The organism is Campylobacter concisus (assembly GCF_002913765.1).
Taxonomy (GTDB): domain Bacteria; phylum Campylobacterota; class Campylobacteria; order Campylobacterales; family Campylobacteraceae; genus Campylobacter_A; species Campylobacter_A concisus_BB.
Genome location: NZ_PPCH01000017.1, coordinates 65770 through 78213, shown reverse-complemented (window position 1 = coordinate 78213; position 12444 = coordinate 65770). Strand labels below are relative to the sequence as shown.

The following is a 12444-nucleotide window of genomic DNA, read 5'->3' as shown; positions in this document are numbered from 1 at the left end:
GCACTATTTTATGAAAAGATAGCTTAAATAAAGGGGCAAAGCGCCCCCATAAATTTAAGCCTTTTTATTAAGCATAAATTTTAAAAGCTGAGCAAAGAAGCAGATGCCGCCGATTATCAAAATCGTATCGCCAAGCATCCTTAGCCATCTTAAATTTTGTAAGTGCGACTGCTGTAAAAGCTCAGCACTTCTTGCATACCACATGCCCTGCTCCAAGCTTGCAAATGCTTGATAGATGCCTATTGGAAGTAGTGAAAGCACTATCATTAGCATAAGTCCTGCATTTAGTCCCCAAAAGCCAACTTTCATCAAATTTTCATCAAATTCTTGCCCTTTATATAGATAAGTAGCCACGAGCCAGACAAAGCCAAGTGCCAAAAATCCATAAACGCCAAATAGCGCTGCGTGTCCGTGAACTGGCGTTGTATTTAGCCCTTGGATGTAAAATAGCGAGATCGGAGGATTTATCAAAAATCCAAAGACACCAGCGCCTAGCATATTCCAAAAGGCAACTGCAATGAAGCAGTAAAGTGGCCATTTAAGCGTTTTAGCCCAGCTTTGAGCAAACTGAAGTTTGTAGTGCTCATACGCCTCAGCGCCAAGAAGCACCAAAGGCACGACCTCAAGCGCTGAAAAGCTAGCGCCAACTGCCATTATAGGCGTTGTAGTGCCTGCAAAGTAGAGGTGGTGAAATGTGCCTGGGATGCCGCCTATCATAAAGAGTGACGCACTTGCAAGCGTTTGAAATGTCGCAAATCTTTTTGAGACAAGACCCAGTGAGACAAAGACAAAGGCGAGTGAAGCCGTCGCAAACACTTCAAAAAAGCCCTCAACCCAAAGATGCACGACCCACCAGCGCCAGTACTCCATCACTGGCAATGGACTTCTTTGTCCATAAAATAGCCCTGCTCCGTAAAATAAGCCAACCGCAACCGCTGACATAGCAAAGATAGCTAGTAAATTTTTATCGCCTTTGTTTTTAAACCCACCTGCAAATCCACGAAGAAGCAGAAGCATCCAGATGACAAGACCGACAAACAAAATGATCTGCCAAACACGTCCAAGATCGATGTATTCATATCCTTGATGTCCAAGCCAGAAGCTTAAATTTATAGGCATGATGTTTGCGATAGCTAGATACTCACCCACAAAACTACCAACTACAAGGATAAGTAGCGCGTAAAATAGCAGATCAACACCAAGCTTTTGAAATTTTGGATCCTTGCCGCCATTTATGATAGGAGCTAAAAATAGTCCAGCCGCTAAAAATCCAGTCGCTATCCAAAATATGCTAGCTTGTATATGCCACGTTCTAGCAAGCGAATAAGGGATGTAGGCTGATAAATTTATGCCATAAAATTCTTGCCCTTCGACCGTGTAGTGAGCTGTAAAGCCGCCTATTAAAATTTGAAACGCAAAAAGAGCTAATGTGACAAAGAGATACTTTTTAAGCGCCTTTTGTGACGGAGTTAAATTTAGCTTTTTAAGCGGATCTTCGCTAATTGGCTCAAGCTTTTCATCATCTTTTTTGCCGTAAAATGAGCTAAACCAAACAAGAAGTCCAACGCCTGTTAGAAGTATCACGACGCTTGCGATCGACCAAAAGATATTCTCACTTGTTGGCACGTTATCGATTAGTGGTTCGTGCGGCCAATTGTTTGTATAAGTTGCCTCGCTACCAGGTCTGTTTGTCGCTGTTGCCCAGGCTGACCAGAAGAAGAAGTTGTTTAGATCGGCTCTGTCACTTGCACCTGGGAGCGTATTTTCTTTCATCGCATAAGCTTCTCTTAGTGATTTAAATTTAGGATCATCTCCAAAAAGAGCAGCATACTCGCTAGCTACTTGACTTATCGCCTTTAGCCTATCAGCGCTTAGCACAAATTTATCATCCTTTACGCTATTTTCTCTATACTCTTTTTTGAGCAAAACCTTTAAATTTGCTTTTTGCTCGTCATTTAGATCAGCGTATTTTAGATGATAAATTTCATCAGCTTTGATCTCTAAAAAGGCAACTAGCTCTTTGTGAAGCCAGTCCGCACTCCAATCAGGCGCTTGATATGCCCCATGTCCCCAAACAGAGCCAACCTGCATACCGCCTATGCTTTGCCAAGCCTCTTGACCTTTGTAGATACTCTCTTTATCGATCACGACCTTGCCATTTTCGTCAGTAAAATTTACAACTGGAGGCGAATTTCTATAAACCTCAACGCCATAGTAGCCTAAAATACTAAAGCAAACTACCAGCACAGCAACAAGTGCGAGCCAGTATCTTTTGTATTCACGCATCAATTCTCCTTTTTTAAAATTTAGGAGAAAGTTTATCTCATTTCAAAATAGTGACTAATGACATATGTCAATAAAAAGAGAATATTTATCCTATTAGTTTTATAGAAATTTACAAAAATATGCAATTTTTTCACAATGTATATGCAAATTTTACATAATATTAATGTAAATAGCAGTAACATATCAATCAAACTATTTCACACGAAAAAAGGAAAAAATATGCAAATGAATTTCATGCACAAAGTAGCTAAAATAGGCCTTGTTGCTTCACTTTTTGCAGCTCTTAGCCTAAGCGCTGCTGACTCAGCCAGAAGCATCACAGATATGAAAGGCGTCAAAGTAAGCGTGCCTGAGAAGGTTGAGAAGATCGCTGCATTATGGAACGCAAACAACGAGATCATCCTAGCACTTGGCGGTATGGATAAGGTTGTAGCCACAACTGATCTGATCAAAACCAACAAGTGGTTTGAGCACGTCTATCCAAAACTTAAAAATTTACCAGCTGCGCTAAACGGCAAAGACCTTCAGATCGAAGAGCTTGTTAAGCTTGCACCTGATGTTATCATAGTTTTTAACAAAAACTACCAAGATGAGCTTATCAAAAACGGCTTTAGCGCGGTAAATTTGATTTTTAGAGACTATCCAGATATGGAGAAAAGCATCTACGCAACAGCTGAAGTTATAGGCACTGATGACGCTAGGAAAAAAGCTGAAAAGCTTGCTAATAAAATCCATGATAACTCTGAGTTTGTAACAGCAAGAACAAAAAACATCCCTGACGCTAAACGTCCAAAAGTACTTCACTTGCTTGGCGGTGCAAATTTGCTAAAAATTGATGGCACAAATACTATCCAAAACACTTGGATCAAGCTAGGTGGCGGTGTAAATGCTATCCAAACTGAAGGCTCAATGATCGAAGTTAGCGCAGAAGAGATCATCAATGCAAACCCTGACATCATCATCGTTGGCGGCAACGACACAGACGCACAGATCAAAAAGATAAAAGAGCACCCTGCATTCTCTGGCTCAAACGCTGTTAAAAACGGCAAGATTTATGGCAACCCAAAAGGTGTATTTAGCTGGGATAGATATGGCGCTGAAAACGTGCTTCAAATTTTATGGGCAGCAAAAACTATCCAACCAGATCTATTTAAAGATGTCGATATGAAAGTAAAAACAAAAGAGTTTTACAAAGAGTTCTTAAATCACGATCTTAGCGATACAGAGTACGGCTATATCTTAAAAGGTCTAAATCCAGACGGTAGCAGCAAGTAAGATATGAAAAACGCAAATTTTTCAATAGTTGTTATCTTTTTAGCTCTACTAACGCTTCTTTGCGCCTTTGTCGCACTGGGCGTTGGTAGATTTTACATACCATTTAACGACGTCTTTAGCGTGCTGGCTCACAGCTTTGGTTTTGGAGATGGCGCAGCTAGCAACATCACAAACGTGATAGAAAATTTACGCATCCCACGCATCATCGCAGCTATCCTTGTTGGAGCCGCTCTTAGCGTGAGTGGTGCGGCCTATCAAGGCGTCTTTAAAAACCAGCTAGTTAGCCCTGATCTTTTAGGCGTTTCAGCGGGCGCTTGCGTGGGAGCAGCCACTGCTATCATCTTTGATCTATCGCTATTTTGGGTGCAGGCTTTTGCCTTTGGCTTTGGCCTAGCAGCCGTCGCTATCACTCTAGCCATACCAAAGATGATGGGTCGCACGAGCACACTTATGCTAGTTCTTTCTGGTATCATCGTAAGTGGCCTCATGGGCTCAATAATCGGCTTTTTAAAATATGTCGCCGACCCTGAGACAAAGCTACCTGACATTGTTTATTGGCAGCTTGGTAGTCTTGCAAAGCTCGATAGTGACAACTTAAAATACATAGCTCCAGTGATGATCATCTGCGCCATTTTACTTATCGCCATGAGCTGGCGTATAAATTTACTCTCTCTTGGCGACGAGAGTGCGGCAAGGCTAGGCGTAAATGTCTCATTCGAGCGCGCTGTCATCATCATCTGCGCTACGCTTCTTACAGCATGCAGCGTCTGCATAAGTGGCATAGTCGCTTGGGTGGGACTTCTCATGCCTCACTTAGCGCGCATGCTAGTTGGCGCAAATAACATAAAAAGCATGCCTGCAAGCATATTTATGGGTGCGATATTTTTGCTTTTTGTCGATACTCTAGCTCGCAGCATAAGCGTGAGCGAAGTGCCTCTTGGCGTACTTACTGGCTTTATCGGCACGGTATTTTTCGTCTGGGTTTTATGGCGAAATAAAAAGGTTGCATGATGCTTGAAGTTAGAAATTTAAACTTTAGCTACCCAAATGGGGCTGGCAAACTAGAAAATGTAAATTTAAAGATAGGCGCAGGTGAGATTTTAACCATTCTTGGTCGAAATGGAGCTGGCAAATCAACAACTCTTGGGCTAATAAGCGGCTCACTAAAGCCAGTTTCAGGAGAGATCTTTCTTGATGGCAAAAACGTAGATAGCCTAAGCAACAAAGAGCGCGCCAAGATCATGGCGTATGTGGCTCAAAGCGAGGTTACAGAGTATGACTACACCGGACTTGAGTTTATCACGATGGGACGCGCGGCACACCTTGGTATCTTTGCAAGACCTAGCAAAGAGGATGAGGAGATCGCTAGAATTTACACTAAAAAGCTTGAGATCGAGTATCTTGAGGATCGCTTCATCACACAGATGAGTGGCGGTCAAAAGCAGATGTGTATGATCGCTCGTGCGATGGCGGCGCAGCCAAAGATGATCATATTTGACGAGCCAACGAGCGCGCTTGATTTTGGCAACCAGTATAAATTCCTACGCACCGTTAAGTGGCTAAAAGAGCTTGGCTACTCGGTCGTGCTAACCACTCACAACCCTGATTTTGCCGTGCTTCTTGGCGGATATGTGGCACTTGTAAAAGGTGATGGCGAGGTTGGATTTGGCACGGTTGATGAGATCATTAGAAGCGAAAATTTAAGCAAACTTTACGGACTAAATTTAAACGTGAGCTACATCGACGAAGTAAAAAGAAACTGCTGCCTCACTTACCCACTATAAATTTATCTGCTCTTAATTTTTAAGAGCAGATCACTCGTTTTATCTAAAAATTTCTACTTAAATTTACTAATCATAAATGCTAAAATGCAAAATAAATTTAAAAGGATAACAATGGCTTACCCGCTACTAGGCACAAAGATCGTGATCGATGAAGAAAAGGTTTTAAGAGAGAAAAAATATAAGCTAGATGTGATATATGAATATTTAGACAAGCTTGCCAAGCAGTGCGACTTGATCAAGGTCGATAAAAACACCTTTCACGCAAAGGGCGATGAAAATGACTTGGCAAATTTGGGTCTGTTTATGTGTAGATATGCGGTAGAGAACGAATGGCTGACAAAGAATATAAAAGAGTGGATTTGCATTAGCGAGCGAAGTGGAAATGAGGATATGATAGCAAGGTTTAAAAGAGAGAAAATGGGAGTTTGGGAGTGAGCGATAAAAAATCTCGCCATATCAAATTTCATGTAAATTTTAAAAAGAGCCTGCGAAAGGTTAAATTTTGCTAGGTAAGATAAATTTAGGTATAGCGCAAAAATAAAGGCGCTTTTAAAACCCTGAGCCATTTTGTCACAGAGAGCCTAGACTGGTTTGCTAGCAACCCTTTTTTAACAGCGATATTAAAAAAGACAAGACCAGTCGCGATAAAGCTAAATAAGCCGCGTAATAGTTGCCATTTTCTATCAAATTTAAAACTAGCCATAAAAGCTTGCGCCCTCATCTTAAATTTGACGCAAATTTATATCCCTTCAGCCAAAAACAATCACCCCCCTAAATTTAACGCAACCCACAAGATCAAATTTGAGCTTTATTTTTAAATACCGCCACTCTTGCCTTTGCAGCCTGCGTGATATCGTCCTCGTAGTCGTAGAAGTTAAAGGTCGCTCCATGCTGGAAAAAGCCATTTAGTATATCGCCGCTTTGGCGGTTTTTCAGATCAAGCTCGGCCACCTTAAAGCCGTCATTTGTCGCGCAAAATTCTTTTAGCCTAGCTGGCGCCTCTTTTAGCTTGGTAAATAAAAAGCAGTATCCATCGCCGCCATTTCGCCCCACTCTGCCTCGCAGCTGATGAAGCGTGGCAAGTCCTAGCCGCTCAGCGCCTACGATCACTATCGTATTTAGCCTTGGCAGCGAGATCCCCACCTCAACAACGGTTGTTGAGAGCAAAATTTCGCCCTCTTCTCTAAACCGCCTTAAAATTTCCTCTTTTTCTTTATCCTTGCCGTGCGTTACGAAGACATTTTTGAAATTCTTTAGCCAAAAACCCTGTGCCTCGCTTAGACTTTGGTAGTTTGAGCTCTCACTGCTCTCGACTAACGGATAGATGATGGCTACTTGAAAGCCGCCCGCAAGCTGCTTTTTGATGTGAGTTAGCAAAAAGCCAAACTCGCTAGCGCCTAAAATTTGGCTCGTTATATTTTTCTTAAACGGCATCTGCTTTAAAAAGCTAAAATTTACGATCTCAGACTGGATTAAACTTAGCGTCCTAGGTATTGGCGTAGCTGAAAACTGCACGAAATTTGCTCGCTCGTCCTCGTTTGAGGCAAGCTCCTCTATCTTTTTGCGCTGGTTTGAGCCAAAGCGGTGCTGCTCATCGACCATGACAAGCGGCGAGTTTGGCAGCTCGTGAAAGAGTAGCGCATGCGTGCCTATGATCAAATTTACCCCGCTAAAGTCTATCTTTTTCTCCCCGCTTCGCACCAGCATCACGTTCATAAAAGGCGGCAGCAGCCTCTTTGCTTCATTATAAATTTGCTCACTTAAGATGCTCGTTGGCGCCATCAAAATGGCACTTTGCGGATAGACGCTAAGCGCTGCTGCTAGGATCACAAGCGTCTTGCCACTTCCCACATCGCCCATTATGACGCGCCTTTTTGCCTGCACGGCGCTAAGGTCGTCTCTGATGTCATTTATGGCGTTTATCTGATCATTTGTCGGCGTAAATGGCAAGCCATTAAGCCAAGAGCTTATGTCAAAAAGCTTGATTTTTGGACTTTTAAAGTAGGTTTTTTTCGCACTTAGCTTTTTTATGTAGTTAAAAATTTCTACAAATTTTAAGATTTCTAAGCCCTCGCCCTCGTTTTTTAGGCGATATAAAATTTGCACGCTTTGCTCATCTAGCCTTTGCAGATCGGCTAGAAATTTAGCCTCTTTTTCATTTAAACCTTCGGCTATTAAATTTTGCAAATTTAGATATTTTAAGATGAGTTTTTTTAGCTCATCATCTTTTAGCTCGGTCTTAAATTTAGGCACGATCTGACCTATTTTTGTGGTGATTTTTGGATTTACGATCTGCCACGAGCCAAAGGCGTAGGAGCAAAGCCCATATATCGCCATCTCTTTGCCTGTCTTAAAAGCGCCGTAGTGCCAAGACTTTGCGTTAAAAATGACGATCTTTACGTTACTTTGCCACTGCTCGCAAAAGGCGAGTGCCGTTAGCATACCAGGGCGCGAGGCAAGCGAGGTGATCTTTACATTTATGCAGACTTGCCCTTCTCTTGGGCTTTTGGCGATCGTCGTATCCTCAAAGCCCTTTGGTAGCACGAGAGCAAGGTCAAGCAGGCTAAGCACGCCTATTTTTAGAAGTTTTGCTCTGTCGCTTGCTTCAAATTTCATTTTTTAGGACGCAAAAACTTAGCTGATTGATCTCTGCGTGGGCTTTTATGAAGCTATTTAGCTCGCTTAGCGAAAGGGCTGAAATTTTATCAAGGTCCTTTAAAAATGCCCCAAGCTCGCCATGCTCGTAAAACTCGCCCTGCGCGATGTCAAGGCGTTTAAATAGTGTCTCTAGTCTAAGTGGCAACGAGCCAAGTAAAAATTTCTTCGCCTGCTCAAGCTCGGCCTTGCTAACGCCTTTTTTACTAAATTTTAAAATTTCCTCTTTTATAACGGCGATCGCCTCATCTTTTTTCTCATTTTTTGTCTGCATGTAGCCATAAAGCTGGCTATAAGAGAGATTTAGCAAATTTCTAGCGTATGCGCTATATGCAAGCCCTCTTTTCACGCGTATCTCCTCCATGAGCCTCGAGCCAAAGCCGCCCTCGCCTAAAATAAATGTCGCCACAGCGGCCTTGTATTTTTCTTCAGGCTTTACATCAAATGGCGCACCAAAATAGATGTAGGCCTGCTCGCTTTGCCTGATGATCTCGCTGCTTTCGCACTTGTCACTTGGGCTAAAGCACTCTAGCTTTCGCACCTTGCCAGGTTTTAGTATTTCTAAAACGCTAGCAAGCTCTTTTGTCTGCTTCTCGTCGATGTCGCCACCTAGCACGCAAAGTAAATTTGAAAGGTCTAAATGCTCGTTTAAAAACTTTCTCACGTCCTCAAGCGTGATCGCTTTAACGCTCTTTTTAGTGCCGATACTAGGCTCTGAAAGCACGCTTTTTGGGTATAAAAGCTCAAAAAGTCCCTGCCTTGCCACGTAGTCAAAGTCGTTTTCATTTGCTGCGATCTCACCAAGTGTGACGGTTTTGCACCTATTTAGAATTTCATCTGTTAAATTTGGAGCGCTTATAAGCTCTTTTAGCTTGCCACACGCAAAGGCAAAGTGCTCTTTTAAGCAGTTTAGATCGATGCAAAATGTCTCAAAGCCGCAGCTTGCATTTAGGCTAATCGCCCTTACTTCAAGCTCTTTAGCAAATTTAGCCGAGCCTAGCTTCATATCGCCCTCGTTTAGTAAATTTGCACTTAGTCTTGCAAGGCCTGCTAGCTTGCCATTTTGCGAGCTACCAGCTGCTTTGAAAACTAGTTTTAGGCTCACTACTGGCATCGCCTTTGAGTTTTCAAAAACGACTGGGATTTTTACATTTTTTACATTGATATCTAAAATTTTCATCTAAAATTTCTCCAAAATATCGTAGTTTGTGTTGCGCTTTGCTGGAATTTCGCCGACATCTTTTATAAGTTCGATCATCTGGTCTTGATTCATCCTAAAGCTTGCTCCTGCGGCCTTTACGACGTTTTCCTCCATCATTGTGCTACCAAGGTCGTTTGCACCAAAAAGAAGTGCAAGCTGGCCTACGTAGCTACCCTGCGTGACCCAGCTGCTTTGGATATTTTTAAAGTTATCCAAAAAGAGCCTTGAAACCGCAAGAAGCCTTAGATAGACGTTTGAGCTTTGCTTTTTGATCTCTGGAAACTCTTGCATGAGCTTTGTATTTAGCCCTTGAAAGCTCCAAAGTATAAATGCCCTAAATCCAGCCGTTTCATCTTGTAAATTTCTGATGTGCTCCCAGTGCTCCACGATCTCGCGAGTGCTCTCAACCGTGCCAAACATCATCGTAGCAGTCGTTTTCATGCCAAGCTCGTGTGCCTCTTTGTGTATGCGAAGCCAGTCTGCGGTGTCACACTTTTTAGGGGCGATGATGTCACGCACCCTGTCACTTAAAATCTCCGCTCCAGCGCCTGGCATCGAGTATAAGCCCTTTTCGTTTAGACGTCTTAGGACCTCTTTTGTAGAAATTTTTGAAACTCTTGCGATGCAGTCGATCTCAACGGCAGAAAAGCCATGTATCGTGATGCTTGGATAGTACTTGCTGATGTAGCCGACAAGCTCCTCGTACCACTCGATCTTTAGCTTTGGATGAACACCACCTTGAAATAAAATTTGCGTGCCGCCAATGGCGATTAGCTCCTCGATCTTCTTGCCGATCTCCTCAAAACTTAGCACGTAAGCGTCCTCTTCTTTTGCGTGGCGGTAAAATGCGCAAAATTTACAATCCACCCAGCAGACATTTGTATAGTTGATGTTGCGATCTACGATGAAGGTCGTTATATTATCTGGATGAAGCTCTTTTTTTCTAGCTAGCGCCATCTTGCCAAGCTCGTGAAGCGGTGCATTTTCTATAAGGTCGATGGCTTCATTTACACTAAGTCTTTTCAAATTTAACCTTTTATTTTGCTTATTTTTGGGCGAGAGTTTAGCCAAAAATGCTTTTAAATATGATAAATCAGGCGTTATGAAAAATTAATTTTTAAAGGCTAAAATGTGAGAAATTCTTTAAAGGAGCGAGTTATGAAAAAGGTGATATTTGCCGTTATCTGCGGGCTATTTTTAGTTGGTTGTGCCAAAAACGAGCCAAAGCCAGCCAAGCCTCAAGGAGCAAGTTGTGGATGTGCTCATCATCAAAAAATGATGCAAGAAAATATGCCAAGCTGCCCACATCACGGCATGCAAGGTGCGATGCATGAGCAAATGCCAGCAGGCTGCCCAGCCCACGCAAAATAGATAAAGTGCCAAATGGCACTTTATTTTAATATAACTTTGTCGCCTTTAGTGCCTAAAACCTGCACTTTCTCGCCATTTCTTAGCGCTCCGTCATACTTCCAAAGAGTGCCTTTAAAATAGACCATATTTTCTCTGATCTCGCCAACTCCTGGCTCATCTAAAAACTCCTCGTTAAAGTTCTCTTTTTTAGCCATAAATTTACTCTTTAACGGCGCCTTTAAGAGCGCAAGCAAGATAAATGAAAGCACTAGGACAGCTAAAATTTGAAAGCTCCACTCAAAACCAAAGCCAAAATTTACAGCTCCAACGATGATAAAAGCGACGCCAAAAAATAGCAGATAAAATGAAAATAGCATAAGCTCAGCCACGCACAAGAGCGCGCCGATGGCTATCATTATAAAAGGACTTATCACGCCTTATCCTTAGCTAAGAAATTCTTTAAAACGCTAAGCGAACCAATTAGCTCAGTCGCCTCGTAAGGGACTAAAATTTTATCTTTTGAGCTATTTTTAGCTAGCTCGCTAAATGCCCCGACCCTGTCACGAGCAAGCAGAAATTCAGCCGCATTTGCGTTTTTGCTCATGCTGTCATTTATCATATCCATAGCCTCTTTTTGAGCCGTTGCGATAGCGATTTGCTCGTATTTTTTTGCATCAGCCATACGCTCTATCGCCTCAGCTTGAAGCACTTTTTCTTGTTTTAGCGCCTCTGCGTTGCGTATTAGTGCCTCTTTTTCAGCCAAGGCTTTTAGCTCGATCGCGCGCTTTTCACGCTCGGCTTTCATCTGCATATTCATCGCCTCTTCGATGCCAAGTGGGACAGAAATTTCAGAAATTTCAACCCTCATGATCTTTACGCCCCAGTTGCCAGCTGCATCGCCAAGAGCCACTTGAAGTGCGGCATTTAGGCGGTCACGTGAGCTTAGCGTATCATCAAGGTTCATCGCTCCTATCTCGCCACGAAGCGTTGTCATGGCCAAATTTGCAATGGCGCGTTTGTAGTTATCTACGTTATAAACCGCCATTTTTGCGTCAAAAACCTTTAAAAAGACGATGCCATCGACGCTAATATTAACATTATCTTTTGTGATGACCTGCTGTTTCGTGATATCAACAAGCTGCTCTTTTATAGTTATGATCGCCCTTATCTGATCGACAAATGGGATGATAATGTGAAATCCCCCGTCAAGCACCTTGTGAAATTTACCAAGTCGCTCGATCAGCAAGTTATCTGCTTGCGATACGATCTTGATGCCAGCTTTTAAAAACAAAAATGCAAAAATGACCAAAACAACGACTAAAACACCAAATGTCTCAACTTGCATCTTCTCTCCTTTAATTTATAATTTGTTATTTTCTTAAGTATTATAATACATTTTAAATTTTATTTTCAAAAAGGATCAGCATGAAAAATTTTATCTTTGCACTAAGTGCGGCTCTACTTTTAGCAGGTTGCGCTACGTCAAACCAAAGCACAAGCGTCCCACAAGGCAAATGTGAAGTAAAAGGTAGCTGCATGGCTCCAGTAAGCAGCATCGAAGGCACTTACAAGGCATTTTTACCTTGCGCTAGCTGCATGGGCATAGACTCAACTCTTACGCTAAAAAAAGACGGCACATTTGAAAGTGTGATGAACTACAAGTCAAAAGACAACTACAAAGCCGTTAGCAAGGGCAAATACTCTATAAAAAATGGCGTCATCACAACCGTTGATGAGTATAAAGAGAAGAGCTTTTATAAGATCGAGGGAGAGAGCCTAAAGATGCTTGATATGGATCAAAAAGAGGTCACTGGCGAGCTAAAAGATAAATACATCTTTAAACGCGTAAAATAAATTTTAAAGGCAAAATGATATAATTTTGCAATTTTTAAG

The 12444-nt window shown here is 42.2% G+C and carries 13 protein-coding genes; 6 read left to right on the top strand and 7 right to left on the bottom strand.

Annotated features, from left to right (window positions below; translation table 11 throughout):
- Positions 1-54: 54 nt before the first annotated feature.
- Positions 55-2286, bottom strand: a complete 2232-nt coding sequence (locus tag CYO89_RS05005; protein WP_103597344.1) for a nitric-oxide reductase large subunit — start codon at positions 2284-2286, stop codon at positions 55-57.
- 219 nt (positions 2287-2505) lie between these two features.
- On the opposite strand from CYO89_RS05005, the gene CYO89_RS05000 reads away from it, so the two are divergent.
- From CYO89_RS05000 to CYO89_RS04985, 4 genes are all read left to right on the top strand, one after another.
- A complete protein-coding gene (locus tag CYO89_RS05000; protein WP_103597343.1) occupies positions 2506-3561 on the top strand; it encodes an ABC transporter substrate-binding protein in 1056 nt (351 codons plus the stop codon).
- A 3-nt stretch (positions 3562-3564) separates the two neighbouring features.
- Positions 3565-4572 carry a FecCD family ABC transporter permease gene (locus CYO89_RS04995; protein WP_009294598.1) on the top strand — a complete coding sequence of 336 codons (1008 nt, stop codon included), beginning with the start codon at positions 3565-3567 and terminating at the stop codon, positions 4570-4572.
- Positions 4572-5345: an ABC transporter ATP-binding protein gene (locus CYO89_RS04990; protein WP_012001386.1), complete on the top strand. Its 774-nt coding sequence runs from the start codon at positions 4572-4574 to the stop codon at positions 5343-5345. The genes CYO89_RS04995 and CYO89_RS04990 overlap by 1 nt, the downstream gene beginning before the upstream one ends.
- 111 nt (positions 5346-5456) lie before the next feature.
- Positions 5457-5780: a hypothetical protein gene (locus tag CYO89_RS04985; protein ID WP_103597342.1), complete on the top strand. Its 324-nt coding sequence runs from the start codon at positions 5457-5459 to the stop codon at positions 5778-5780.
- A gap of 85 nt (positions 5781-5865) precedes the next feature.
- Here the strand turns inward: CYO89_RS04985 and CYO89_RS04980 are convergent, their stop codons facing one another.
- The 4 genes from CYO89_RS04980 to CYO89_RS04965 all read right to left on the bottom strand — a co-directional run bounded on the left by CYO89_RS04980 (position 5866) and on the right by CYO89_RS04965 (position 10227).
- On the bottom strand, positions 5866-6048 hold the full coding sequence (locus CYO89_RS04980) for a hypothetical protein (protein ID WP_141090718.1): 183 nt from the start codon (positions 6046-6048) through the stop codon (positions 5866-5868).
- Between the two features lie 92 nt (positions 6049-6140).
- The gene (gene recG, locus CYO89_RS04975) at positions 6141-7961 is read right to left on the bottom strand and encodes an ATP-dependent DNA helicase RecG (protein WP_103597340.1); all 1821 of its coding nucleotides are present in this window, start codon (positions 7959-7961) and stop codon (positions 6141-6143) included.
- Positions 7951-9180 carry a M16 family metallopeptidase gene (locus CYO89_RS04970; RefSeq protein WP_103597339.1) on the bottom strand — a complete coding sequence of 410 codons (1230 nt, stop codon included), beginning with the start codon at positions 9178-9180 and terminating at the stop codon, positions 7951-7953. Before CYO89_RS04970 ends, recG begins: the two co-directional genes overlap by 11 nt.
- Positions 9181-10227 (bottom strand): dehypoxanthine futalosine cyclase, encoded by a 1047-nt coding sequence (locus CYO89_RS04965; RefSeq protein WP_103597338.1) that lies wholly within the window; start codon positions 10225-10227, stop codon positions 9181-9183. It abuts the gene before it with no gap.
- Between the two features lie 132 nt (positions 10228-10359).
- Here CYO89_RS04965 and CYO89_RS04960 point away from each other — a divergent pair, with 132 nt between their 5' ends.
- Entirely contained in the window at positions 10360-10572 is a 213-nt protein-coding gene (locus CYO89_RS04960; protein WP_021084729.1) for a hypothetical protein, read from the top strand.
- Between the two features lie 20 nt (positions 10573-10592).
- On the opposite strand, the gene CYO89_RS04955 is transcribed toward CYO89_RS04960, so the two are convergent.
- Both CYO89_RS04955 and CYO89_RS04950 read right to left on the bottom strand, forming a co-directional pair.
- Positions 10593-10985 (bottom strand): NfeD family protein, encoded by a 393-nt coding sequence (locus CYO89_RS04955; protein WP_103597337.1) that lies wholly within the window; start codon positions 10983-10985, stop codon positions 10593-10595.
- Positions 10982-11896 (bottom strand): SPFH domain-containing protein, encoded by a 915-nt coding sequence (locus tag CYO89_RS04950; RefSeq protein WP_009294606.1) that lies wholly within the window; start codon positions 11894-11896, stop codon positions 10982-10984. The genes CYO89_RS04955 and CYO89_RS04950 overlap by 4 nt, the downstream gene beginning before the upstream one ends.
- 80 nt (positions 11897-11976) lie before the next feature.
- Here CYO89_RS04950 and CYO89_RS04945 point away from each other — a divergent pair, with 80 nt between their 5' ends.
- Positions 11977-12405: a copper resistance protein NlpE gene (locus CYO89_RS04945; protein WP_009294607.1), complete on the top strand. Its 429-nt coding sequence runs from the start codon at positions 11977-11979 to the stop codon at positions 12403-12405.
- Positions 12406-12444 lie beyond the last annotated feature (39 nt).